Source organism: Albibacterium sp. (assembly GCF_035514885.1).
Classification (GTDB): Bacteria; Bacteroidota; Bacteroidia; order Sphingobacteriales; family Sphingobacteriaceae; genus Albibacterium.
Genome location: NZ_DATJCH010000016.1, coordinates 80,884 through 107,235 on the forward strand (window position 1 = coordinate 80,884; position 26,352 = coordinate 107,235).

25 protein-coding genes and 1 tRNA gene are annotated in these 26,352 nt (G+C 36.9%); 11 read left to right on the top strand and 15 right to left on the bottom strand.

What is annotated here, in order from left to right; all coding sequences use genetic code 11:
- Positions 1–135: 135 nt before the first annotated feature.
- Both VL047_RS08890 and VL047_RS08895 read right to left on the bottom strand, forming a co-directional pair.
- Complete coding sequence (locus tag VL047_RS08890; protein WP_325359788.1) at positions 136–2,295, bottom strand: DUF5916 domain-containing protein; 2,160 nt, start codon at positions 2,293–2,295, stop codon at positions 136–138.
- A gap of 19 nt (positions 2,296–2,314) precedes the next feature.
- Positions 2,315–3,955: a carboxylesterase/lipase family protein gene (locus tag VL047_RS08895; protein ID WP_325359789.1), complete on the bottom strand. Its 1,641-nt coding sequence runs from the start codon at positions 3,953–3,955 to the stop codon at positions 2,315–2,317.
- Positions 3,956–4,108: 153 nt separating this feature from the next.
- Here VL047_RS08895 and VL047_RS08900 point away from each other — a divergent pair, with 153 nt between their 5' ends.
- Positions 4,109–6,130, top strand: coding sequence for a TonB-dependent receptor plug domain-containing protein (locus VL047_RS08900; RefSeq protein ID WP_325359791.1), 2,022 nt, complete (start codon positions 4,109–4,111; stop codon positions 6,128–6,130).
- 171 nt (positions 6,131–6,301) lie between these two features.
- On the opposite strand, the gene VL047_RS08905 is transcribed toward VL047_RS08900, so the two are convergent.
- The 4 genes from VL047_RS08905 to VL047_RS08920 all read right to left on the bottom strand — a co-directional run bounded on the left by VL047_RS08905 (position 6,302) and on the right by VL047_RS08920 (position 8,865).
- On the bottom strand, positions 6,302–6,742 hold the full coding sequence (locus tag VL047_RS08905; RefSeq protein WP_325359793.1) for a nuclear transport factor 2 family protein: 441 nt from the start codon (positions 6,740–6,742) through the stop codon (positions 6,302–6,304).
- Between the two features lie 10 nt (positions 6,743–6,752).
- Positions 6,753–7,781: an NADP-dependent oxidoreductase gene (locus tag VL047_RS08910; protein ID WP_325359795.1), complete on the bottom strand. Its 1,029-nt coding sequence runs from the start codon at positions 7,779–7,781 to the stop codon at positions 6,753–6,755.
- Positions 7,782–8,095: 314 nt separating this feature from the next.
- Positions 8,096–8,173: transfer RNA gene (locus VL047_RS08915), tRNA-Val, on the bottom strand.
- 179 nt (positions 8,174–8,352) lie between these two features.
- Positions 8,353–8,865, bottom strand: a complete 513-nt coding sequence (locus VL047_RS08920) for a hypothetical protein (RefSeq protein WP_325359797.1) — start codon at positions 8,863–8,865, stop codon at positions 8,353–8,355.
- A 147-nt stretch (positions 8,866–9,012) separates the two neighbouring features.
- Here VL047_RS08920 and VL047_RS08925 point away from each other — a divergent pair, with 147 nt between their 5' ends.
- The 3 genes from VL047_RS08925 to VL047_RS08935 are packed head-to-tail and all read left to right on the top strand — an operon-like array spanning position 9,013 to position 11,189.
- Complete coding sequence (locus VL047_RS08925) at positions 9,013–9,921, top strand: lysylphosphatidylglycerol synthase transmembrane domain-containing protein (RefSeq protein WP_325359800.1); 909 nt, start codon at positions 9,013–9,015, stop codon at positions 9,919–9,921.
- A 46-nt stretch (positions 9,922–9,967) separates the two neighbouring features.
- On the top strand, positions 9,968–10,672 hold the full coding sequence (locus tag VL047_RS08930) for an SDR family oxidoreductase (protein ID WP_325359802.1): 705 nt from the start codon (positions 9,968–9,970) through the stop codon (positions 10,670–10,672).
- A 10-nt stretch (positions 10,673–10,682) separates the two neighbouring features.
- The gene (locus VL047_RS08935) at positions 10,683–11,189 is read left to right on the top strand and encodes a hypothetical protein (protein ID WP_325359804.1); all 507 of its coding nucleotides are present in this window, start codon (positions 10,683–10,685) and stop codon (positions 11,187–11,189) included.
- A gap of 14 nt (positions 11,190–11,203) precedes the next feature.
- On the opposite strand, the gene lpxB is transcribed toward VL047_RS08935, so the two are convergent.
- From lpxB to acs, 4 genes are all read right to left on the bottom strand, one after another.
- On the bottom strand, positions 11,204–12,316 hold the full coding sequence (gene lpxB / locus VL047_RS08940; protein WP_325359806.1) for a lipid-A-disaccharide synthase: 1,113 nt from the start codon (positions 12,314–12,316) through the stop codon (positions 11,204–11,206).
- 267 nt (positions 12,317–12,583) lie between these two features.
- Positions 12,584–13,432, bottom strand: a complete 849-nt coding sequence (gene surE / locus VL047_RS08945) for a 5'/3'-nucleotidase SurE (RefSeq protein ID WP_325359808.1) — start codon at positions 13,430–13,432, stop codon at positions 12,584–12,586.
- A gap of 72 nt (positions 13,433–13,504) precedes the next feature.
- Entirely contained in the window at positions 13,505–13,690 is a 186-nt protein-coding gene (locus VL047_RS08950) for a CsbD family protein (protein ID WP_325359810.1), read from the bottom strand.
- A gap of 82 nt (positions 13,691–13,772) precedes the next feature.
- Positions 13,773–15,695 carry an acetate--CoA ligase gene (gene acs, locus VL047_RS08955; RefSeq protein WP_325359812.1) on the bottom strand — a complete coding sequence of 641 codons (1,923 nt, stop codon included), beginning with the start codon at positions 15,693–15,695 and terminating at the stop codon, positions 13,773–13,775.
- A 251-nt stretch (positions 15,696–15,946) separates the two neighbouring features.
- On the opposite strand from acs, the gene rpmB reads away from it, so the two are divergent.
- From rpmB to bshC, 6 genes are all read left to right on the top strand, one after another.
- Entirely contained in the window at positions 15,947–16,180 is a 234-nt protein-coding gene (gene rpmB, locus VL047_RS08960; RefSeq protein ID WP_132222334.1) for a 50S ribosomal protein L28, read from the top strand.
- 89 nt (positions 16,181–16,269) lie between these two features.
- Positions 16,270–16,452 (top strand): 50S ribosomal protein L33, encoded by a 183-nt coding sequence (rpmG, locus tag VL047_RS08965; RefSeq protein ID WP_132222336.1) that lies wholly within the window; start codon positions 16,270–16,272, stop codon positions 16,450–16,452.
- Between the two features lie 38 nt (positions 16,453–16,490).
- A complete protein-coding gene (locus tag VL047_RS08970; protein ID WP_325359818.1) occupies positions 16,491–16,676 on the top strand; it encodes a DUF4295 domain-containing protein in 186 nt (61 codons plus the stop codon).
- A 104-nt stretch (positions 16,677–16,780) separates the two neighbouring features.
- Positions 16,781–17,746 (top strand): signal recognition particle-docking protein FtsY, encoded by a 966-nt coding sequence (ftsY, locus tag VL047_RS08975; RefSeq protein ID WP_325359820.1) that lies wholly within the window; start codon positions 16,781–16,783, stop codon positions 17,744–17,746.
- A 1-nt stretch (position 17,747) separates the two neighbouring features.
- A complete protein-coding gene (rimO, locus tag VL047_RS08980) occupies positions 17,748–19,079 on the top strand; it encodes a 30S ribosomal protein S12 methylthiotransferase RimO (protein WP_325359822.1) in 1,332 nt (443 codons plus the stop codon).
- Positions 19,080–19,124: 45 nt separating this feature from the next.
- Positions 19,125–20,708, top strand: a complete 1,584-nt coding sequence (gene bshC, locus VL047_RS08985; protein ID WP_325359824.1) for a bacillithiol biosynthesis cysteine-adding enzyme BshC — start codon at positions 19,125–19,127, stop codon at positions 20,706–20,708.
- Here bshC and hemJ read toward each other — a convergent pair.
- From hemJ to VL047_RS09010, 5 genes are read right to left on the bottom strand one after another with little or no spacing between them, the layout of a single operon-like run.
- Complete coding sequence (gene hemJ / locus VL047_RS08990; RefSeq protein ID WP_325359827.1) at positions 20,705–21,244, bottom strand: protoporphyrinogen oxidase HemJ; 540 nt, start codon at positions 21,242–21,244, stop codon at positions 20,705–20,707. The two genes, bshC and hemJ, sit on opposite strands and share 4 nt — an antisense overlap.
- 8 nt (positions 21,245–21,252) lie before the next feature.
- Complete coding sequence (gene hemE, locus VL047_RS08995) at positions 21,253–22,290, bottom strand: uroporphyrinogen decarboxylase (protein ID WP_325359829.1); 1,038 nt, start codon at positions 22,288–22,290, stop codon at positions 21,253–21,255.
- Complete coding sequence (locus VL047_RS09000; RefSeq protein WP_325359831.1) at positions 22,287–22,802, bottom strand: hypothetical protein; 516 nt, start codon at positions 22,800–22,802, stop codon at positions 22,287–22,289. The genes hemE and VL047_RS09000 overlap by 4 nt, the downstream gene beginning before the upstream one ends.
- A 7-nt stretch (positions 22,803–22,809) precedes the next feature.
- Complete coding sequence (locus VL047_RS09005; RefSeq protein WP_325359833.1) at positions 22,810–23,514, bottom strand: response regulator transcription factor; 705 nt, start codon at positions 23,512–23,514, stop codon at positions 22,810–22,812.
- A complete protein-coding gene (locus VL047_RS09010; RefSeq protein ID WP_325359866.1) occupies positions 23,504–24,379 on the bottom strand; it encodes a sensor histidine kinase in 876 nt (291 codons plus the stop codon). The genes VL047_RS09005 and VL047_RS09010 overlap by 11 nt, the downstream gene beginning before the upstream one ends.
- 154 nt (positions 24,380–24,533) lie before the next feature.
- Here VL047_RS09010 and uvrC point away from each other — a divergent pair, with 154 nt between their 5' ends.
- A complete protein-coding gene (uvrC, locus tag VL047_RS09015) occupies positions 24,534–26,351 on the top strand; it encodes an excinuclease ABC subunit UvrC (RefSeq protein ID WP_325359835.1) in 1,818 nt (605 codons plus the stop codon).
- Position 26,352: the final 1 nt, after the last annotated feature.

The window sequence follows — 26,352 nt, forward strand, 5'->3', positions numbered from 1 at the left end:
AATGTCCCTTGAATGTCCCTATGAAATCCCCATATGAGGAAAAGAAGGTACACAAAAAAACTTTACCTGTTATGGGTAAAGCTTTTCAATTAAAATGCGAAGAATAGACCAGTTTGGTATTTGTAAAACTCTTACTTACAGGTTCCACCAATAAGTCCATTTTACGACCAGTTGTCGGTTTTTAACATTAAATGAAGATGTAGGATCGTAGTTATCACCGTACACAATAAAGAGATCGGAAGCAGGTTTGTAACGCCATTGCAAACGGGTATTCAGGTTCATGTTATCGCGTTGTTGGTTATACTGTGCAAATGCTGTTAGATAAAGTGTATTGGTAAAGGAAACATCAACCCGCGGACCAGCAAGCCAAAAAGATGTATGTCCGAAAGGATCTGGTAATCGCAAGTCGTTAAACGAAGTTTTCAATCCGATTAGTACATAAGGCTGAAAGCGATATCCCATTTCTGAGGATATACTTGTTCGTGTTCCGTCGGCGTAATAACCTCCATAGGATGCCTCGAGTGCATAGGTAAATACTTTCGTTGGGCTAGATTCATACTCCACTTCAAAAGCACTCCACCGGTGCTTAGTGCCTGTTGTCAGGAAACCTTTTCCGCTGTTAGTAGGATCGAAGGGGTGCAATAGCTCTACATAGTTATGTTCAATGTCCATTTCCAAAACACTTTGATCACGGAAATTAAACTCATAAGCTAAGCGAGATTGATTATCTGTGGAATTCATTTTTGTATCAAAGAACTGATCAGATGAGAAACGAATCCCGTGGCTTAATATCTTACCTTCTGTCGGGAACATCAGATAACCAGCTCTTGGATTAATCTTAATATACCCGTTTCGAGGGATAAAGCCGACTTCAGATATGTAATTCTGACCTACGTATTGCTCCTCCAGAAAAAAGTTCCATGCTTTGCTCTTATATTCCAGATGGGCAGCTTGTACCAGTCCATTATTATCATCGGGTGAAAAAGACTGCATTACCAATGCCTTCCCATTCCATAAGTTATTAGAACTGGCAAGATTATACTCCAATCCTATATTCCGGTTATAACGATCTGACATGTCTGTTGAAAGAGGATTGGTTGCCTGTTTATTGATAACCATTAAGGAGATGTTCGAACGTGAAAACACTCTTCTTTGAAGGGTAAGCACCCCATAGTTCTGAGCAGAAACGTCATCCTCCCGTACATCGCCGGTCTGGATATTCATTAAACCTATTCGCCAGTTCTTATCGAGCTTACCAGACAATCTCGCTCCATACCGAATTGGCGCATTTAAGCCAATCCGTCTTGAAAAGAACGGACGAAGGTCTTCATATCCGAAATTGGAAAACAGGTCACCGTTCTCTAAAAAGAACTGCCGTTTTTCTGGCAAGAATAGTTCAAACCGGTCTAGATTAACCACTTGTTCATCCACATCAACCTGTGAGAAATCGGGGTTTACGGTAAGATCCAGATTAAGCGATGAGGTAATGGCAATTTTTGCATCACCTCCTATATCTTTACGATAATGTGTAGAAGTACCATTTTCATAGTCCTTTGAAACTCCTCCTAAAACATAGGGAATAATGGAAATATTGGTACCTGCAGAGGGAGGTGCCTGATCCCATACAAGTACACCCGTATAAGCTAGTGAATTTGCCGGGAACTGGCGAGGGATCGGGCCCCAACTTGATTTTTCATTTGTTTTAACATCGTTACGCGCAAAGTTAATCCCCCACTCCTTACTGTCTTTTGCATAGCGGATACTTGTAAATGGAATTGCAGCTTCGAAAACCCAGCGGTCAGAATATTTCGTTACAGTCGATGTCCACTTATTATCCCAGCTCATATCTTCTCTACCACCGTTAGATTGTGCAGCATCCATTTGTGCCCCGGCAGCATTCACTCCAAAAGAAAAGCCATCTGTGCGACTATCAAAAGGATCAAAAAAAACCTGAAACAGGTCATTCTTCAAAAATGAGAAATCGCGCTTAAGAGATTCAACAACATTCGGCCCGGGCACTCTATCGTGGTTTATAGCAATTATATAAATATTATGTTCATCGTAGGTCATACGAACCTCTGTTTGCTGCTTAGCGAAACTGGTGTCCATGGGTAAAATCATAAAGAAATCTTTGGCAACTTCTGCTTCTGTCCAGGTTTGCTCATCAATCGACCCATCTATCACAATTGGTGAAGTGGCCTTCTTTATATTATATCGATAACTCGCATTTTGCTTCTGGGCAGCAGCATAGAGACAAAGAAAACAGCAGATAAACAGGAGTACTTCTTTTTTCATAATTGATTAATTACGGTTCCTATAATTTTCCAATAGATCTCCACATAGCAAGTTCTTCGCTATATCTATTGTTAATTACTTCACATTGTGTATCGATTCGCATCATTGGTCGAGTTTGGAGATTATATGCAGGCCATTCTGGTGCATTTACAGCTGCGGGCTTACCGGTATGAGCAAAGGTAGTCCATAGTTCTGCAAAGTTGTGAGAAGCAGTAAACCTTTCCGGTCTATTACCGCCAAAAAAGCTGCCTGTGTTAGAACCATTTGATGGAACTTCGTTATTAAATTTAAAAGAAATATCCATTGCATGCGGAGTACCCATTGGATAGTCTGTGCCGGGAATTTTCGTCTCAGATTTATAGCCGAAATTATATAAATAAACAGGTGCACCATTCTGTTCATTCTTCTTTTCTGCAATCTTAACAGAGCCTAAACCCATCATTGTGATGGAGGAGATTGCTACAAAAATATCAGGTGCAGATGCCTTGGATCGAGATTTACGGTATACGTCGATAATCCTTTTAGTATTCTCTCCGTATCTTGGTTCGAGTTTCTTTTCAATACCATCAAAATCAAGTTTGAAAGTTTCAGTATCTTTTGACTGCCAAGCGAAGAAATTGTATTCATCTTCGTTCCATCCTACCAATAGAGGTTTGTTTTTTGATATTGCCGGTGCCGTTGGATCGAAAGGATGATGAGGGAGAGCTACACCATCTACCACCGGGCCAAAGCCTGTTAATTTACGATTAGGATTCTCTTCAATGAAAGGAGGTACAGGAGAGAACTTATTCTGTAGAGTCAATAAATCGCCAGCACTTATACTAAGTAGTTTCCTCCAGTCACTAGTAGAAATATTAAGTTCTTTCAAAAGTATAGCCGTAGTCTCAACTGCATTTTCTTTTGTCATCATACGAACACCCGGGCCGCTTTCAATAGACGCTTTATTAAAATAGGGTGAAGCATCAGGCATGGTATATAAACAAGATGTTTTTCCTCCTCCTCCCGATTCACCAAAAATCATCACATTATCAGGGTCTCCTCCGAATTGAGAAATATTCTCATTTACCCACTTTAAACCGTCCACAATATCCAACATACCGTTATTACCAGATCCTTTGTATTCTGATCCGGCAATTTCATCCAAGTAGAGAAATCCTAATAACCCTAAGCGGTGATTCGTTTCTACCACAACAACATCAAAATTACGAGCTAAATTGCTTCCATCCTGTCCGTTTGAGCCTGCAGAACCAGTAACATAACCGCCTCCATGACTGTAAAACATGACCGGCCGTTTCTTATTATCATTTGCGGGAGTCCAGACGTTTAAGAAAAGGCAATCTTCGGAAGGAGCTGGTTCATTCTGTCTTGGAGATTGAATTGTTGGTGCGCCCAATTGTAATGCATCTCGCACACCTGTCCAGGATTCTAAGGGAGCAGGCCTACGAAAGCGCCTATCACCAGAAACCCGCCCGGCATAGGGAATTCCTTTGAATGCATTAACACCTTCATTTCTAGCTCCTCTTATTTTACCATGTGCAATTTCTACATCAATAAACTCGTCCTGCTTTTTGAAAGATGAAAAACCATAATTTGGTATATAGAGTGCAGCGGTTGTTAGTGAGAGCTTTGCTAGAAAATCTCTCCGGTCTATTGGATTCATAATTTGGTTAATTAGGTTAATTAATACAAATATAATTTTCTAGCTTACGTATCTATCATGCACTATCCTGAAAATACTTTTAATCTCATTTAAGTGAATTACAATCGCTTTTAATCATTAAATCGATACCTTTGCTTTGTGAAATTACTGACAATGGCTATGCTGTTTCTCTCAGCATCTTCCTATGCCCAAAACACCAATAAGGCAATTACAAAAGATGGCTATATCAGCCAAGCGGATACTTTAACCATAACAAACGATACGATTCCGACACCTGTGCTGCCGGAAGCTACCAGCGAGCATGAGGAACTGGACGTAGTAGTGATCTCTGCTACCAGAAGCACCCGCACCATTGATAATATCCCTACCCGTGTAGAAGTTATTGCCGGAGAAGAATTGGATGAGAAGGGTAATATGAAACCAGGAGACATCCGCATGTTGCTTGCAGAAAGTACCGGTATCCAAACCCAGCAGACATCTGCTACTAGTGGAAATTCAAGCATACGCATTCAAGGACTTGATGGAAAATATACCCAGATGATTCGCGATGGATTTCCATTATATTCAGGTTTTTCAGGAGGGTTGGGATTGCTCCAGATTGCACCATTGGATCTGCAGCAGGTGGAGGTAATTAAAGGGTCTTCATCTACCTTATATGGCGGTGGTGCCATAGCGGGGCTTGTTAACTTAGTATCTAAAAAGCCAACGGAAGAGCCTCAATTAAATATTCTTTTAAACGGAACATCCGCTTTAGGCCTTGATGTGAGTAGTTTTTACGCCCGAAAATTTAATAAGACAGGTGCAACCCTTTATGCCGCTTATAATAAAGGAACAGCTTATGATCCTTCAGATATAGGACTTTCAGCCATCCCGAAATTCAATCGGTTCACCCTAAACCCGAAATTATTTCTATATTTTAATGGTGCCACCACACTCTCCGCAGGATTAAATACGACTATAGAAAAGCGAATAGGAGGTGATATGGAATATCTCAAAGGTAATGGCAACACGACTCATTCTTATTTTGAGGAAAATCAAACACAACGTTACAGTACACAAGTTGAACTTGAGCATATCCTGGACGATAAAGCAAAGTTAATCTTTCGAAATTCAGTAAGTTATTATGATCGCAGTATCCGTCTTCCGGATTATTCATTTTCCGGTTTGCAGCTATCTACTTACAGTGAAGCCAATTACAGTCGGCATAGTGAAAGCACCGATTTCGTAGCCGGGATCAACCTTCTTACAGATAACTTTAAAGAAGACAATAACAGCGATTTTGCTTTAAGAGATTATAACTACAAAACGATCGGGGGCTTTTTGCAGAATACCTGGAATGCGACCGAGAAATTTACAATTGAATCGGGTATTCGCGGTGATTATCACAACGAATACGGTTTCTTTTTACTGCCAAGAGTTTCCGGCCTATGGAAAATCAATGATCATGTTTCCACACGTTTAGGCGGAGGATTAGGCTATAAAGCACCAAGTGTTTTTACCGAGGATGCAGAAAGAGTACAATTCAGGAATGTTCTGCCCATTGATGTTGCCAATACAAAAGCCGAACGATCTTATGGTGCTAATTATGATATTAATTACCGCACAACGTTATTGGATGGTGAAGTTGGGTTCAGCATTAATCAGCTATTTTTCTATACAAGAATCAATAATCCTATTCTTTTAACAGCCGCAGCAGGTACTGATCTGACTTATTTACAACCAGATGGTAATCTGGATACAAAAGGACTGGAAACCAATGCCAAAATCACTTATGGGGATTTTAAATTATTTGTCGGATATACATTTGCTGATGTAAATCAACACATTGGAAATAGCAGTACCTCTTATCCCCTTGTATCTAAACACCGATTGAATAATGTGTTGATGTATGAAGTGGAAGACCAATGGAAGATTGGTGCAGAAGCCTATTATTTTGGTAAACAAAAGCTAAATGATGGTACTATAGGGAACGCGTATTGGACAGCTGGCTTAATGGCTGAAAAGCTGTGGGAACGTTTCTCAATTTTCATCAACTTCGAAAACCTAACCAATACTCTCCAGACAAAATTCGATCCGATATATACGGGTAGCATAAGCACCCCGGTTTTTAGGGATATTTATGCACCAGTTGATGGTTTGGTAATTAATGGTGGAATAAAGCTAAGGGTATATTAATAATGTTTCTATGACCGAGTGAATTTGTCATTTACAAAAGTAGTCGATTTGTTCTGATACAAAATCTCAATAGGTCGATTTGAGAGTTACGGATTATACTATTGAAAAGCCTAAGTACAAAGTACTGACTTTTACAGACAGTACTTTGTACTTAGGTAAAGTGTCAATTTTTCAGGATTTTATTTCCGTTTTATCTTGCCACATAAAGCGACCGACTCTTTTAGAAACTAACCATTGGTTATTTATACGGATGTAGTTATCTTCATAGGTAGCACCAATTGTAGTTTTTATTTTTTTGCCACTATCAGCGGCTATCAGCGTAATTAAACAACAACATTTTCCTGTAGCATTATCTCCATCAATTTGGACTACCTGCTGACCATTGAAATGATAAATAGTTTCAAAGTCTTGAAGGAATTTTGGAAATGCTTGTGCCATTTCTTTTCTGCCTTCAAGTCTTAATATCGTTTTCCCTTCTGATATCGTTTCAGATATAGCATTTGCTGAGAATAGCTGTACTTGATTTTCAAAATCTTTTTTATCTCCTAGAATTGAAATAGTATCAATAAGCTCTTTAAGCGCAAGTCTGTCTTCTAATTCCTTTATGTTCATATCCAATTTATTAAACTGTAAGTGCTATTTTTCCTTGTATATGTCCTTCTGCAGCTCTTTCATGTGCGTTTCTAGCATCCGATAAAGGAAAAACGCTATCAATAATAACTTTAATTGTACCATTATCAATCAAATCAGCAAGTTCTGAAAGCTGTGAGCCGTTAGAACGCACCTGTGTTGCAGATACCGTAACACCCAATTTTTTCGCTTCATCGGCACCAGAAAAACCTAAAGGAAAAATGGGAAATAATGCACCTCCTTTTTTAAGTGTCTTTAAAAAGCGACCCGTAGTTGAACCGCCAACACAATCAACAACTAGATCAATATCGGATACCATATTTTCAGGAGTATTTTTAGTATAGTCAATAAACACATCAGCACCAATTTCACGCAAAATACTTTCCTGCTTTCCGGAAGCAACGGCAATAACGTGCGCTCCTTTCCATTTCGCAAGTTGTACGACAAAATGCCCAACTCCTCCACCAGCTCCATTTATAAGTACTTTCTTGCCAGCGAGGGGAACCGGCACATGTTGGTTTGGTTGAAGAGGATTAGGTTCATTATGCCCAAGGTCAATCAAAAATTGCCATGCTGTAAGTAATGACATGGGTGCAGCGGCGGCTTGAATAAAATCAATATTTTTTGGCTTTAATGCTAATTCTGAAACTGGAACACTAACGTATTCAGCATAGGCTTGACTTGGACCGTAACTTGGAAATCGTACCATAGAATAAACTTCATCACCTATAAGAAATTCCTTTACATCTTCATCCACCTCAACAATTACTCCCGAAATATCTGTTCCAAGAATAATAGGAAATGGAACTTTAGGTTGCCATTCCGGAGGTAGCATTTTATATCCATCACGTAAATACCAGTCGGGAGGATTTAGTCCAATCGATTTGACTTTTACTAAAACTTCTCCTTTTTTTACTTCTGGTATTGGTGCATCCTCATAACGAAGAACTTCAGTTCCACCAAATTCGTGTTGTCTGATTGCTTTCATAACAGTAGGTCTGCCTTTTTTATCTAAACTCATACTATTTGTGCTTTTATTAAGTTGCAAAAGTATAGCATCTGTATATTTTTGGCAAGTATATACTTTTTTGTACTCTACATACCAATAGTAATGTACTATTGATTATCAATAGGTTAAAGACTTAAAAAGAAAGAGAAAATTTGTCTAGAGGTTGCAACTTGTGCTGTTGACTATGCTTTTAAGTGAATTGGCAGCAAATACAAAGGCAGAATTTTATGGTAAGATATCCATAAATGACTTTAGAAATCATTGTTAAAAACAAAACCCTGTAGATATTTTATCTACAGGGTTTTGTTGGGTTTATTATACCTTTTTGGTGGGAGATACTGGATTCGAACCAGTGACCCTCTGCTTGTAAGGCAGATGCTCTGAACCAACTGAGCTAATCTCCCCGTTTGGGATTGCAAATATAGAGTAGAATTCTATATTTCAAAAATATTAAGAAAGATTTTTGAAATAAAATTCTTAACCGGCTATTGTTCAATAAATTATTTTCTAATAAAAAGAAAAGCCTTCATGAAATTGAAGGCTTTTCTACATTATATATTGTAATTACTACAGATATCTGCTCTTATTGGTTCTTACTAAAATGGAAAACCAAATAACTAGTTTCTCCGTTAACATTTAAGGGCATACTAAGTACTAAACCATTATTGTTTGCACTTACCAAATCTAAGCTATATCCGGCTGTTACATCTTTTGCACGATCGCCGGGCATAATTTTCTTAAATTGAAATTGGAAGCTAGTTGTTCCAGGATCTTGATTAATTGACCAAAAGATATCGCGTACTGCACCTGGAGAACATGAACTTCCTGATTGACTGAAAGTGATTGATCCCTTTCCGCTACCGGTTAAATTCCATGTGCTTCCAATGAAACAGTCTACAGCGGCTTCATCAAAAATAGTTTTTACAGATGCTCCCGTTGGAAAGTTCTCTTTTTCAACTGAATTTAATGTCCATTGTCCTTTAACTCCATTACGCCAAGAAGAAGCCGTAGGAGAATTGTTGACTTGTCGAGCTGTACATGCTCCCAATAATGCAATCATGCTTATTAGGCAAAAAAGTTGAATGGTTCGTTTCATATCATGGATGTTATTTTACAAGTTTACAAATTAAATTACCAAAAACCATACCATGAAGAAGAAGCAACGCTATTTATAATATCAAACTCTTTCAAATTATATAGCTTTGTTTACCTTTGGCCAAATCATCTATTCAGCCATTATTAAATGACGAAACAGAAATTATGGGGGCTAACCAAGCTCATTCTTAAAATCGGCATCACGCTTGTTTCTCTTTACTTGGTATTTAGCAAGGTCTCTATTAAAGATTTGAAAGAAGCAATAACTGAATCTGATCCCATCTTTTTCATTCTGGCCTTTATTGTTTTCTTCATTTCTCAAGTCATTACTTCAACTCGTTTAAATGGCATCTTCAAAGGAGTTGGCTTGCATATTTCTGAGAAGTACAATTTCAAGCTCTACCTGTTGGGCATGTTCTATAATCTGTTTTTACCGGGTGGAATAGGCGGCGATGGCTATAAAATATTTTTCTTGCGTCGTAAATTCCATATTAAAGGAAGGCGCTTATTAATGGCTATTTTCTTCGATAGGTTAAGTGGTTTATGGGCGCTGTGCTTGATAACAGCAGCCTTAATTATTTTCATACCACAACTACAAATCCCATCCTGGATGCCTATAGCGCTTGTTTTAAGTGGTACTCTTATTTACTTCGTTGTTTTAAAGAAGTTTTTTGCCGACTATAGCCAGTCATTATATCTTACCCACTTTAAAGCACTTTGTGTGCAATCGCTGCAACTGATAAGTGCTATATGTTTGCTTTATGCTTTACATTTTGATGGTAAGTTTTCTCCCTACCTCTTTATGTTCTTGGTTTCCTCTTTAGTAGCTATTTTCCCTTTTACAGTTGGAGGACTTGGTGCAAGGGAAGTAGTATTTCTATATGGGGCCGACATTTTTAATCTGGATCCTCATTTAGCTGTTTTGATAAGTTTACTATATTATTTTATTGCTGCATTAATGTCTACCCTTGGCACCTATTTTATTTTCAATCCGCAAGCTTTGGGAGAGAAGGAGTTACCTCAGGAAAGCGATATAGAAGAGAAAGAAGAAGATTAAGAATAGTTTTCAAATTCGTAACTTTATATAATTAAAGCCAAACATAATGAATATTGTAATTACCGGGGCGAGTAGCGGCGTTGGTTTTGAAGCTGTTTTAGAACTGATTTTAAATTCCAATAATAAAGTCGTCGCCATAGCAAGAACAGCTAATAAATTAAAAACACTTTTTGATATCGCTAAAGGGTTAAATCCGGATTGCACGCTTTATTCTACCCAATTTGATATTGTTCATGATGATTATGAAGGGGGTTTAGTGCCTTTTCTTAAGCAAAGATTAGGGACTGTTGATATATTAATTAACAACGCAGGAGCATTAATTAACAAACCTTTTATGGAATTGGATCAGATTGATTTTGCTGAAATGTTGCAAAGCAACTTATTAGGGCATATAAAAATGATTCAAAACCTTGTACCTTTAATGAATGAGAACTCTCATATTGTAAATATTGGAAGTATGGGAGGCTATCAGGGAAGTGCGAAATTTACTGGATTAAGTGCTTATTCAGCTAGCAAAGGAGCTTTACATGTTATGACAGAATGCCTGGCATCAGAATTAGCAGAACAAAAGATCAATGTTAATTGTTTAGCTTTAGGTTCAGCGCAGACAGAGATGCTTGAGAAAGCATTTCCTGATTTTAAATCTCCTGTAGCTGCTTTTGAAATGGGTAAGTATATTGCGCAGTTTGCATTAACAGGACATAAATTCTTTAATGGTAAAATAATACCTGTAGCACATAGCACGCCTTAAATATAATTGTATGTATAGATTAAGAGTTAAGTTTTTGCTAATAACATGTAGTACGCTAATTTTATTGAATGGGTGTATAAGTGATAGTAGCGAGAACAAAGATGGGGTTACGGATACGCTAAGTACACAAAGTAAGGAAGTAGATAATGAGCGTGTACAGCTGCCGTATGAGGTTAATTACAACGAGGAAACGGCTCGTTTTTCAATAGTTGAAAACCCCGAAGCTGGAACAAGCTCACTTAGTGGTGAGAAGCTTGTAACTGCACTTAAAAATAAATATCCAGAGATAAGCCTTCATGTTGGTGACAGAAGGAATGATACACTGGATGTATATATTGATGATGCTGCTTACTTAACTCAAAGTATTGGAACAGCAGGTGCCAATGCTTATATGGCAGAAGCTACTTTTGCGTTTACTGCGCTCGATTCCATCCAAACGGTTAACTTCATATTTGAGGCAGGTGATCATGCTTCGCCTGGAGCTTATCAAAGAAGCGACTTTGATGACTTCGAGTAAAATCGGAAATTAGTTTACTCTTTTAAATAGTGAAGGATTAATTTGGCTGTCCGCTCGGATGCACCTATTTCACCCATCTTATGGTCGAGAGCTTTGTAGTTCTGCAACATATTGCTTCGGTAAGGTTCATTATGTAAGATTCGCTCAAGCTCTTCTTTCACCATATCTTCATTATAATCATCTTGTATTAATTCTCTAACTACAGGGACATGCATAATCAGGTTTACCAACGAGATGTATTTAACCTTGATTACCAATTTAGCAATCCAGATAGAAAGAAGATTTGCTTTATAAACTACTACTTGTGGTACATGAAAAAGTGCAGTCTCTAGAGTAGCTGTCCCACTGGCAACAATAGCTGCTTTGGAATTATTTAAGAGATCGTATGTTTGATTAAAAACTACAGGAATTTGTTGTTGATGAAAGAAACTCTGATAAAAAGAATCAGAAAAACCAGGAGCACCTGCGACTACAAATTGATAGCCTGGAAAAGATTTCGGTAAAATTGCCATTAAAGGCAGCAATTTAGTGATTTCCATTTTCCTGCTTCCAGGCAATAATGCAACGATAGGTTTCTCGTTTAATTGAGCATCATTACGAAATTCAGGGTTGGTTGAATAACGGCCGATTGCGTCTAACAATGGGTTTCCTACATAGTCAACATCCATCCCCCATTCTTTATAAAACTCTACCTCAAAAGGAAGTATGCAGAATAAATGGTCAACAATGCGTTTGATCTTTAATACCCGTTTCTGATTCCAGGCCCATACCTTGGGGGATATATAGTAAAAAGTTTCAATGTTATTTTTCTTGGCGAACTCCGCTATCTTAAGATTAAACCCAGGAAAGTCTATTAATATTAGTGCATCCGGACGGTTAGCTAATAGATCCTTTTTAACCTTACTTAAATTACCAAGAATTGTAAATAGATTGGCAAGAACTTCTATAAAACCCATAAAAGACATAGCAGAACTATGGATGACAGCCTTTTCGCCACTCTCCTTCTCCATCGCATCGCCACCTAAAAAGCGGAAATGAGCTTGAGGGTCCTCAATTTTAAGTGCCCGGATTAAATTAGCACCATGTAAATCGCCCGAAGTTTCGCCTGCTATAAGGTAGTATTTCATATCGCTATTTTAAGACTTCCTGAAAATAACAAAACCATTGTTATAATGAAGGTTATCAATATTACACCCTGGGCGCTGCGTGTTAGTTTTAAATGAAAAAAATAACGCGTTATTAGTAGATTTAATACAACAGCAATTCCATACAATGCAAATGGTTTATTATTTATTAAATTACCCATGTTGAAATGAATCAACAAATAGACTATGACTGGAGCTATTGCGCCCAAAATAGATCCTAGAATAAAATTGTCTTTCTTCAAAATATTATTATCCTAATCCAGGATTAGATTCAAAAGTTTGTCCATTGTTTTTTAAGTGTTTTCCATGTTCTCCTTGCTCTTTACCTACTTCAAACGCCCATGAATTCAATTCAGGGATAGCATGATGAGCGGTCATATCAAACTGAACCGGAACAATGGAAGCAAAACCATTCTTTAATGCCCAAACATCGGTATCTTCTCCTTGATCGTCTGATTTAAAAACACCCGTCAACCAATAATAGTGTCGGTTATATGGATCTGTTCTTTCTTCAAACTCTTCTGCCCATTTTGCATTAGCCTGCCGACAGATTTTAATACCTTTTATTTGATTAACATTCGGGAAATTGACATTTAATAAGGTGCCTTTTTGCAATCCATTTTTCAATACTTCTCTGGTTATAGCACCAACAAAAGGACGGCAAAGATCAAAATCAGCATCGTGAGCAAAATCATCGTAAGAAAATCCAATGGAAGGAATTCCTTCGATTGCACCTTCTACCGCAGCAGACATGGTTCCAGAATAAAGAACGTTAATGGAATTGTTTAAGCCATGGTTAATTCCCGACACACAAATATCAGGAAGTTTACCTTTGAATATCCTGTTAACAGCAAGTTTTACACAATCTACAGGAGTGCCGGAACATTTATACATTTTAACGTTTGGATACAGATGAACCTCATCAATCCTTAATGGCTTGCCAATTGTTATTGCATGACCCATTCCTGACTGAGGACTGTCAGGAGCGACAACGGTAACGTCTCCTATCTTCTGCATTTCCTCGATTAAAACTTTAATGCCAGGAGCTGTAATTCCATCGTCATTAACGATCAAAATAGTTGGTTTTTTTAAAGTCATACGCGAAAATAACAAAAGAAAAGCGTCGCAACTAATAAGTCACGACGCTTTTCTAAAAATCAGGGATATTGATTACAAATCATTCAGCCAGTTCACAACCTCGTCACGGCTTTTACCGATCTTATTTTGCAAACGACCTATTAATTCATCTTCTTTCCCTTCTTCATATAACAAATCATCATCTGTTAAATCAGCATATGATTGCTTTGCTTTTCCTTTAATTTGATTCCAAGCTCCTTTTAATTTCAACTCTGCCATCTTTTTTCTCGTTTAGAATAAATACTCTATTAATTATAAAGACAACATGAGCCAGTAGGAATTGTTTTAAAAAAATCTAAAATTAACCCTTCATCGCCTCTGCACCTTCTTTGATTTCTGCAACAACTGTTGGATCTAATAGGGTAGAAATATCTCCAACATTTGCAAAATCTCCCTCAACAATTTTTCGTAAAATCCTACGCATTATTTTCCCTGACCGGGTTTTAGGAAGATCTCTTACAAATTGTATTTTATCTGGCTTGGCAATGGCTCCGATAATACGTGCTACGGTAGCATTGATATCTTTGCGAGTTAAATCCATATCTTTTTCATGACCCTCCTCTATAATTACAAAGGCATATATTCCTTGTCCTTTAACAGGATGCGGATAGCCAACAATAGCAGATTCAACCACATCGCTATGCATATTAATAGCATTCTCTAATTCCGCAGTACCAATTCTATGTCCGGAAACATTCAATACATCATCTACCCTACCTGTAATTCGGTAATATCCTTCTTCATCTCTTAAACAACCGTCACCCGTGAAATACATTCCTTTATAAGTAGAAAAATATGTTAAACGGCAACGCTCATGATCACCCCAAGTTGTACGAAGCATACCTGGCCATGGAAATTTTATACATAAATTACCACTAACACCATTGCCTTCTAATACTTTTCCATTCTCATCCATTAGTACAGGCTGTACTCCAGGCAAGGGTAACATGGCATAACCAGGTTTAGTTGGCGTAATACCAGCAATAGCAGAAATTAATATTCCTCCATTCTCAGTCTGCCACCAAGTGTCAACAATTGGTGCTTTTCCCTTTCCTACTTTCTCATTATACCAATGCCATGCCTCTTCATTGATGGGCTCACCTACAGAACCCAGTTTGGTAATACTACTTAGATCTTTATTATCTATGTATTCATCTCCGGCAGCCATTAAAGAACGAATGGCAGTTGGTGCAGTATATAAGATATTTACTTTATGTTTTGCGACTACATCCCATAATCGGCCAGCATCAGGCCAGGTAGGTATCCCTTCAAACATTAAGGAGGTAGCGCCCTGAGATAAGGGTCCATAAACGATGTAAGAGTGGCCGGTTATCCAACCGATATCTGCAGTACAGAAAAAAACTTCATTTAGCTGATATTGGAAAACATTACTAAAAGTATAACCGGTATACACCATATAGCCACCAGTAGTATGAACTACTCCCTTTGGCTTGCCCGTAGAACCGGATGTATATAATACAAACAATGGGTCTTCGGCATCCATTTCTTCAGCAGGATAAGATGGGTTCCCTTGACTCTCTACTTTATGGATTTCATCTTCCCACCATACGTCGCGACCTTTAATCATGGAAATTCCTACACGCGCACGTGTCAAAACAATAACTCTATTAATAGTCTTACATTGAACCAAGGCATCATCTACAATGCTCTTTAATTCAACAAGCTTGGTTCCTCTATAATTACCATCGGCAGTAATTACTAGTGAACATTCCGCATCATTAATTCGATCGGCAATGGACTGTGCAGAGAATCCTCCGAATACCACTGAATGGATAGCTCCCACACGCGCACATGCTAAAACTGCAATGGCTAATTCGGGAACCATGGGTAAATAAATACAAACTCTATCTCCTTTGCTAATTCCGTTATTCTTTAAGACGTTTGCGAACTGCTCAACTTTCTCTAACAGCTGTTTATAACTTAAGATACGTGCACTTTCTGTTGGGTCATTGGGTTCCCAAATAATTGCAGGTTTATCGCCATTCTTATAGATGTGACGGTCAAGGCAGTTTTCCGTTATATTCAGCTTTCCATTTTCAAACCATTTTATATTGGGTTCTTCGAAATTCCAATTTAAAACATTTGTCCATTTTTTTTTCCAAAAGAAGGTATCGGCAATTTCTGCCCAGAATTCTTCTGGGTTTTCTACACTATAACGATAAGTCTTTTCATAGTCCTCAAAATCTTTAATTTGTAGTTCCATATGTAAAATAATTCTTAGAGTATTATAATTTTAGGTATTTTTGAATTTCTGGAATTCAGCATAAAGATACTGAAAAGCAGATAAGCATCAATTCTTTTGATGGTTAATTAGATTATTTAATCCGGTTTCTATTTAATACAGATCTTTTCATAAAAAAATAGAAACAAAATATAATTGCATAATCAAAATAAATTTCGATATTTGCAAACTCTTAAATAATTGAGAATTAATAGAACGAAATAGCATTAGTCATGTCAAGAGTTTGTGATTTAACAGGTAAAACAGCATTAAAGGGGAATAGGGTTTCTAACTCAAACGTTAAAACCATTCGTAGATTTTACCCGAACCTTCAAACAAAAAGGTTCTTTATTCCAGAAGAAAACCGGTGGATTACTTTAAAAGTATCTACTTCGGCAATCAAAACCATCAATAAACTGGGTATCTCAGCAGTAATTGATAAATTCGTAAAAAAGGGCTTTATTTAGTATTCCACTAAACAAATGCTTTTTCAGAATATCTATATATAAAATATATCGTTCAATTATAGCAGAGAACGAATCTAAGAAATACAATAATGGCTAAAAAAGGTAACAGAGTTCAAGTAATATTAGAATGTACTGAACACAAAGAAAGTGGTCAACCGGGAATGTCTCGTTATATTACCACTAAGAACAAGAAGAACACCACCGAGCGTTTAGAATTAAAGAAATTTAATCCTGTGCTTCGTAAAGTTACTCTTCATAAAGAAATTAAATAATATCTTTTTACGCGCTTGGCGCATAAAAGCTTAAAGAAATGGCAAAGAAATCAATCGCATCCCTGAAATCAGGAAAAGGTAAAGATTATACAAAAGTTATTACAGCTGCTCGGTCACCAAAGACTGGTGCTTACTCTTTCAAAGAGCTTATAGCACACAATGATCAGATTAAAGCAGCAGTAGAGGTTGCAAAAGATCTTGTAGCTTCAGCTCCTGCTGAATAGTAACATTTTAAAGTTCTTATATAAGCCGTTCCGATAATTTGGAAGGGCTTTTCTATTTTATACCTACGCAAAATCCTTACCTTTATATAATACATATATAATTTATGGCATTATTTGATTTTTTTAAAAAGAAGGAAAAACCCACTGTACAAATGCAGGAGGCCCTTGATAAGGGTTTAGAGAAAACTAAAGAAGGTTTTCTTGCAAAAATATCAAAAGCAGTAGTAGGAAAATCTACTGTTGATGATGCTGTTCTCGACGAATTAGAAGAGATATTAGTTACCTCTGATGTGGGCGTTACTACAACGCTTAAGATTATCAAAAGAATAGAGGCACGGGTAGAACGCGATAAATATGTAAACACCTCTGAGTTGAATCAGATTCTTCGGGAAGAGATTCAGGCCTTATTGGCAGAAAACAACAGCGATGATTTTGCTAATTTTGAATATGGTAAGCATAAACCCTATGTAATCATGGTGGTAGGCGTGAACGGTGTAGGTAAAACCACAACAATTGGGAAACTCGCTCACAAATTAAAGGAAAGTGGCAATAAAGTAGTTTTAGGCGCTGCCGATACCTTTAGAGCTGCAGCTGTTGATCAGATAAAAGTTTGGGGAGAACGGGTTGGAGTAAGAGTTGTGGCGCAACCCATGGGCTCTGATCCTGCTTCTGTGGCTTACGATACTTTGCAGTCAGCAGTATCAAATGGCGAAGATGTAGTAATAATTGATACAGCCGGGCGCTTACATAATAAAGTTGCGTTAATGAATGAATTAACCAAGATAAAAAATGTCATGAAGAAGGTGGTACCTGATGCCCCTCATGAAATACTCTTGGTGCTTGATGCCTCTACCGGACAAAATGCTATTGAGCAATGTAAACAGTTTACAGAAGCTACAGATGTAAATGCTTTAGCACTTACCAAACTGGATGGCACAGCAAAAGGCGGGGTAGTGATTGGAGTTTCCGATCAATTTAAAATACCAGTAAAATATATTGGTGTTGGAGAAAAAATAAATGACTTGCAGTTGTTTAATAAAACTGAGTTTGTAAACTCTCTATTCAAATAGAATGAAAACGAAGATAGCGGAAGCCCCCATCCAAAGGAAACCGAGAATAAATGTAGTAACCTTAGGTTGTTCTAAAAACATTCACGATAGTGAAGTATTAATGGGACAATTGAAAGGCAACAAGATGGAGGTTGTACACGAATCAGATGATGTACAGGAAGAGGATATTGTAATTATTAATACTTGTGGATTTATTGATAATGCGAAGCAGGAATCGATTGATACAATTCTGGAATATAGTGCATTAAAAGACGAAGGAAAATTAAAAAAGGTAATCGTTACCGGCTGCCTTTCTGAAAGGTATAAACCTGAACTTGAGAAGGAGATTCCAAATGTTGATAATTATTTCGGAACTAACGATTTAGAGAATCTATTGGAGTCTGTTGGAGCCAATTACAAATATGAGTTAATAGGTGAGCGTCTATTAACTACACCGTCTCATTTTTCATACTTTAAAATTGCAGAAGGTTGTAACAGACCTTGTTCCTTTTGCGCCATTCCATTGATGCGAGGAAAGCATGTATCAAAACCAGTTGAAGCTTTAGTAAAGGAGGCAAAATTTTTAGCTCAAAATGGTACTAAAGAGCTGATCTTAATTGCTCAAGATTTAACCTATTATGGTTTAGATATGTATGGAAAAAGAAATTTAGCAGATTTACTGCGTAACCTTTCTGATGTAGAAGGAATTGAATGGATACGTCTGCAATATGCCTATCCTTCAGGTTTTCCAATGGACATTCTGGATGCTATGAATGAAAGAAGCAATATTTGCAACTATTTGGATATGCCCCTTCAACATATTTCTGACAATATGCTCAAATCCATGCGAAGAGGTATTACCAAACAGAAAACACTTGATTTGGTAAGTGAGATCCGCGATAGAGTTCCAAATATAGCTTTAAGAACCACTTTAATCTGTGGATACCCAGGTGAAACTCAGCAAGACTTTGAAGAAATGAAAGAATGGGTTGCTGAAAGTAAATTTGACCGTTTAGGTTGCTTCACCTATTCACATGAAGAGAATACGCATGCTCATAGCCTAATTGATGATGTTCCGGCTGAAGTTAAGGAAGCTCGATTAGAAGAGATAATGGGAATTCAACAGGGAATTTCTTATGATATAAATCAACAAAAAGTAGGTAAAACCTATAAAGTTTTAATTGATAGAATTGAGGGTGATTACTTTGTAGGTAGAACTGAATTTGATTCACCTGAAGTTGATAATGAAGTTTTAATTCCAAAGTCAGACAGCTATGTCACGGTGGGTAGATATGCGAATGTTTTAATAAATAGAGCAGATGATTTCGACTTACATGGTTCAATTGTAAAATAATCATGATAAACTTTATACTCACTTCCAGAATATTACTTTTGCAGTATGAAGGCAACTTATATTGATTATAGCGATACTCTCAGCTTCTCGTCCTTATTAATAAACTATTTCGAAAATAACGACCAACTAGCAGCATTTTATGGTAATAGACCAGATCAGGAAGGGTTTTCAAAGCAAATCAATAACAAATCTTTTGCACATAGAAATGTATTAGTTGATGCTCTTCTGGAACAGCAAAAAGACTGTCAAACTTCTGATGAATCTTTAGCAAATATCCATTTACTAAAGGAAGCAAATTCCTTTACGATTACAACCGGCCATCAATTAAATATCTTTACCGGTCCTTTGTATTTTATTTTCAAAATAGCTACTGCTATTAAATTGTCAATGGATTTAAAGGAACAATTTCCATCTAGTAATTTCATTCCTGTTTATTGGATGGCATCCGAGGATCATGATTTTGACGAAATTAACCACACTCATATTTCTAAGCATACAATAAAGTGGAATAAAGTGGCTACCGGAGCAACTGGTCGCTTGTCTACAGCCGATATTAAGGAGGCTGTACAAACCTATCAGAATATATTGGGCTTATCAGATAACTCTACTAAATTAGCGAAAATAATAGAGAAAGCTTATTTAGAGCAGTCTAACCTTGCTGATGCTACCCGCAGCTTAGCTAATCAACTATTCGGGAACTATGGATTGGTAGTAATAGATGCAGACCAAGTTGAGTTAAAAAAGCTCTTTATCCCTATAATTAAAGAAGATATCGTTGAACAAAACAGTTCTCGTGAGGTCGAAAAAACATCAAAGGAACTTTCAGATGCTGGCTTTAAAACCCAGGTTCATGGACGAGATATCAACTTCTTCTACTTAAAGGATAATTTTAGAGAGCGAATCATTTTAAATAAGGAAGGAAATTACGAGGTCCTGAATCAGCAACGATATTTTTCTAAAGATGAACTTCTGAAAGAGATAGACAAACATCCGGAGCGCTTTAGTCCGAATGTTATTATGCGTCCTGTCTATCAAGAAATCATCCTTCCTAATTTAGCTTATATTGGAGGAGGTGCTGAGATAAATTATTGGATGCAACTGAAAGGCGTATTTGATTTTTATCAAGTAGACTTCCCTATATTAATACCTCGCAATTCTGCGATGATAGCCGATGGCAAGCTTGGAGAGAAAATATATCGACTTAATTTTACGTATAAAAGTATTTTCAAAAACACCGAGATTCTTAAGAAAGAATACGTACGCGTACATAGTAAACATCGTTTAAACCTGAATGATGAATGGCTGGAGTTTACTTCCCTATTCGAGAAAATTAAACTCAGGGCTTATAAGATAGATCCTACCTTAGGTCCTAGTACAGATGCCATTGAAGCACGATTGAAAAAGGCTATTAACCGATTGGAAAAGAAATTGCTAAAGGCCGATCAGAAGAATTACAAAGAAGCTTTGAATCAAATTGAGAGAATAAAGGAAGCTCTTTTCCCTGGTGGAGTTCTACAAGAACGGATAGAAAACTTTGGGCCTTATTATGTAAAATACGGGGATAGCTTTATTGAGGAGCTAATTCATAAATTTAAACCTCTTGAGTTTAAATTCACTGTATTGTATTAAGAGTTTCTATTACGATATCGCTTATAAATTTTCACAGCCATCATTAAGAGAACGGATAAAGCGATTAAACCGACTAAACCAAAAATCCAGTTAACAGCACTCTTTAACACCACAATAAATACAATTGCAAAAAGTATAATGGTGGCAACCTCGTTCCATAATCGAAGTTGTGTTGAAGTCCATTTACTAAGCTCATCTTTTAAATTCCGCATAACTCGCTGACAAATGAAATGGTATGCAAGCAGTGCCAGAACAAAACAAAGCTTTACATGCATCCATGGAGTCTGTAAGAGTGCCGGATTAATATATAACATAACTAAACCAGCGATTACTGTTAAATACATTGCGGGAGTTGTTATTACCCACCACAGTTTACTCTCCATAATTATAAACTGCTTATGAAGAAGCATGTATTCATCTGAAGACTTCAGTTTTGCTTCGGTATGGTAAACGAAAAGCCGGACTATATAGAAAAGTCCGGCCATCCAACAAATGACAAAAATGATATGAATAGATTTAGCGTATAGGTAAATCACGATAGTAATTAATATCTAAATTCTTTAATCAAATCTACTGCGTATTTTACCTTATCGAATGAGAAATCTGGCATAATACCATGACCAAGATTAAATATATAGCCATCTACACCCCGCATACTTTCAAACAATTGTTCGATGCGTTTTTTTATCACCGGTTTATCCGCATAAAAGATGTATGGATCTAAGTTCCCTTGAACTGCAATCCCCGCAGGAAGAGAATCCTTTAAACTTCTCAAGTTTGCATTCCAATCCACAGAAATCACATCTGGTCTGGACTCAACCATCAAAGGATAAAAAACAGAACTTCCTTTTGCAAAGGAAATAATCGGAACACCTTTACGGTTCAGCTTAGAGATTATTTCTTTATTATATTGATGTGAGAATTCATTATAATCATCCCATGAAAGTGCTTGTGCCCAGCTGTCAAATAACTGCAATGCATTTACTCCGGCATCGATCTGCATATTCAAGTAATCAACCGTTACCTTAGCTATCTTAGCAAGAATAAAATGAGCCAGCTCAGGGTCATTGTGTAAAAGATATTTTGTTTTCTTAAAGTCTTTTGAAGAGCCCCCTTCAATTAAGTAACTCAATATCGTAAATGGTGCTCCGGCAAAACCGATTAAAGGGATTGAACCGTTTAATCTGCTTTGAATTTCTTTAATTGCTTCGGCAACGTATTGCAGCTTATCAATAACATCAGTTTCTAAAGCCTCTGCATCAGACCTGTTACGTACTGGATTTGAGAACCGAGGTCCTACCCCTTCCTTAAAGCTTAAATCTCCACCCATAGCTTCAGGAGTAACCAATATATCTGAAAACAGTATTGCAGCATCAATTCCCAACAAGTTAACGGGCAACATGGTTACATCAGCCGCAATTTCGGGAGTTTTACACATTTCAAGAAAGGAGTATTTATTTTTAATTTCCCAATACTCGGGCATAAACCTCCCTGCTTGACGCATCATCCATACTGGCGGACGCTCAGTTTGCTGCGAAAGTGCAGCACGAATAAACAGACTGTTCTCTACGTTTTGATTCACTTCTTTGGTATTTCGTTTTCTATTCTATTAATAATCTGTGCAATTCTTGAACTAACTTCTATTTCAGAAGCTTTAGCTAAGTAAGCTCTGACGCGTTCATAATCTTTTTTCCTAAGGTTTATATTTGCCAAATGTACAAATACAATAGCCTTATCATTTGGCCTACGGAAAGGCAAACGGGATGCTAGCTGAAAGTGCCTTTCAGCTGAACTATCATCCAGAAGCTGGAGATATAAATTACCATTTATAAACTCGTAATAGCTTCTTCGCCTCCTTCTAAGATATTCCGGATTTTTAATATCAGCCAAAAGCTTTCTGGCTTTATCGTATTCTTTATTCTGAAATGCTTCTGAAGCTAATACAACGGTTCCCTCCTTAAAATGAGACCAAACCATATAAGCCACTATAGCTATCAGCAAAGAACCTACTTGATACGACCGATGATATACCGCCCATGCTAATAACAGCATTGCGATAACAATAATTATCCATCGCCATCTAGATGTCATCATAAATAAACTACGTGTGATCCGTAAATTTATATCCTACACCGCGGATCGAATGAAAATAAATAGGATTCTTCTGATCGCGTTCAAAATATTTACGAAATGTGAGGATAAAATTATCTATGGTACGAGTAGACGGATATACATCATAATTCCACACTGTTTCTAATATCTGCTCTCTTGATACAGCTTCATTCCTTCTTTCTACAAGCAATTTTAATAACATCGTCTCCTTTTTTGTAAGAGCTGTAATGCTACCATCTGCATTGTGTAATTCAAAAGAATTGAAATGAATGGTTTTGTCACCGATTTTATAGGTATTAACCTCCTTGAAATCATGACCCGTTAAACCCCGCCGAACAAGAATCCCTACACGCAATATTAATTCTTCCAGGTTAAATGGCTTAACAAGGTAGTCGTCAGCACCTTTTTTTAAGCCCATTACTCTATCTTCACTTGTATTCTTTGCGGTTAAGAACATTATTGGCACTTCCGTATTTTCAAGACGAATTGTTTCAGCAACCTGGAACCCATCGATTTCAGGAATCATTACATCTAAAATGACTAAGTTAAATCGCTCCTCTTTAAACACCTTAAGTGCTTTTTTACCGTCTGTGGCAGTACTAACTTTATAGCCTTCCATTTCCAGGTTTAACTTAATTGCTTCGAGTAAATGTTCTTCGTCTTCTACGAGAAGGATTCGTTGTTTAGTCTGCATAATTATTAAATGTTATTTCAAAAACAGTTCCGGATGGCTTATTATCCTTTACCTTAATTTGCGCCTGATGTTTATCAAGTACGGTTTTGACGATAAACAACCCTAAACCGGTACCTTTTGTTTTGCGGGTATTTTCACTTCCCACACGATAAAACTTATTAAATATATTTCTCTTCTCACTTTCTGGAATTCCAATACCAAAATCAGCAATCGATAAAATAACTTCATCCTTTTCCTTGTATAACTTAACGGAAACCTGCTCACAAGGAGGAGAATATTTAATAGCGTTTTCCAAAAGGTTAGTAACAACCGAAGATAAGGTAAAACTATCACCTCTCAAATAGATATCGTCCTCAACATTTAATTTTATACTCTGTGTAGTACAAGAGTAAACTTGTAAACGATCTGCTATTTTGGTTACAGCTTCAGAGAAGTTAAACGGTTCTTTTTGCATTTGAACCTGCACACTATCTAGTTTAGTGGCAATTAATACATTCTCTACCAAATCATCCAATCGTTCAATATCTTTCAATGAATTGCGCATAAACTGTTGTTGCTGATCCTTATCCAGCTCTCTTTTTAAAATAGTTTGGATATAAAGCTTTATAGATGCCAGGGGTGATTTCAGTTCGTGAGTTACTGAGAGCATAAAATTATGCTGCTGCTGATGAAGTTTTTTCTCCCTTTCAAATGCTTGCTTTAACTTAATAGCACCAAAAATAAAGATGATAAAAAAGAATATTGCCTCACCAATAAACATCCCCTTTCTTTGCGGAGCCATCTGTATAAGAAGTATACCCCACCAAATAAGCTGGGTTACAGCATAAAAAAACAAGAAATAAAAAAGAAAAAGCGGTTTACGCAGCATAGAATTTAACAAATTGACCTGTACAAAAATATCAATACTATTCGATAGTAAGTAAAAGGATGCGAATTATGACACTAATGCGAAGAATTTTAAATGCAAATCAGTCTTTAATTCAAAACAAGCTCCCTAACTTTGGTAACGGAGAGAATCTATGACACCATTCAATTATCGCGAAACAATCAGTAACATTCCACATAAGCCTGGAGTTTATCAATATTGGGATGCCAAGAACAATTTGATCTACATCGGGAAAGCCAAAGATCTAAAAAATCGCATTAACTCTTATTTTGTAAACGACCAGAACCTGAATACCAAAACACGAGTTCTGGTTAAAAAGATTCATAAAATAACGTTTACAATTGTAGATACAGAAATTGATGCCTGGTTACTTGAGAATAGCCTGATCAAAAAACATCAACCGCGTTATAATGTGATGCTGAAAGATGATAAAACATATCCATGGATTGTCATCAAAAACGAATTCTTTCCCAGAATCTTCTGGACAAGGAAAATCATTAAAGATGGATCAAAATACTATGGTCCCTATGCTTCCGTAAGTATGATGCATGCCATATTAGGAGTTATAAAAGAGCTTTTCCCATTACGCACCTGCAACTTGAACTTATCAAAAGAGAATATACTAAAAGGCAAATTCAGAGTTTGTCTTGAGTACCAGATTGGCAATTGCATGGGGCCTTGCGAAAATCTTCAATCAGAAGAGGATTATATGGCTAATATTGAACAAGTCCATAATATCCTGGAAGGGAAAATAGGTGTTGTTCTCAATCGTCTAAAGCAAGATCTTGAGATAGCAGTAGAAAATCTCCGTTTTGAAGATGCTCAAAGGATAAAACAGAAGCTCGAATTATTATCTAATTATCAAAGTAAATCGACAGTCGTAAATACCTCCTTAAGCAATCTGGATGTCTTCAGCATTGCTTCTGAACAAGAACTGGCATTTGTCAATTTCCTTAAGGTAATGAATGGAGCCATTATTCAAACGCAAACAATAGAGATCAAGAAACGCTTGGATGAAAGTGATGAGGAATTACTGGCCCTTGCAATTCCTGAATTGAGAAGTCGTTTTGAAAGTGACTCGAAAGAAATAATTGTACCCTTTAAACTAGAAATAGAAAACACTGAATATCTAAAGTTTACGGTACCCAAACAGGGTGATAAAAAGAAACTATTAGAACTATCTCAAAAAAATGTATTGTATTTCAAAAAAGAAAAGCTGGAACAATACGAGAAATTAAATCCGGAAAGCCGTACCAAACGCATTTTAGAAAAAATGCAAAAAGATTTACGAATGAATCAGCTTCCTCAATACATTGAGTGCTTTGACAATTCAAATTTTCAAGGCAAATATCCGGTGTCCGCCATTGTTGTATTTAAAGATGCGCGCCCGTCAAAAAAAGATTATAGACATTTTAATGTTAAAACCGTTGAGGGACCTGATGACTTTAAAACCATGGAAGAGGCGGTTTACAGACGCTATAAACGGCTGCTAGCCGAAGAACAGCCATTACCTCAGCTCATCGTAATTGATGGCGGCAAAGGGCAGCTATCATCTGCCATGAAAAGCTTAAAAAAACTAGGAATAGAAAAAGAAGTTACGATTATAGGAATTGCAAAAAGGTTGGAAGAAATTTACTATCCCGGCGATCAGTTTCCACTTTACTTAGATAAAAAATCAGAGACCTTACGGATTATTCAGCAATTAAGAGATGAAGCACATCGATTTGGCATTACATTCCATAGAAACCAACGCAGTAGAAAGACCTTTCAAACTGAACTGACATTGATACCGGGAATAGGGAAAACGACTGCAGAAAAGCTCTTACAAACTTTCAAATCAGTTAAAAGAATTCGGGAATCTTCAGAGGATGATTTGCTTAAAGTAATAAATCGAAAGCAATTAGATAAACTTCTACTCTTCTTCGGTCAACAAGAATCTCAGCAGCAATAAT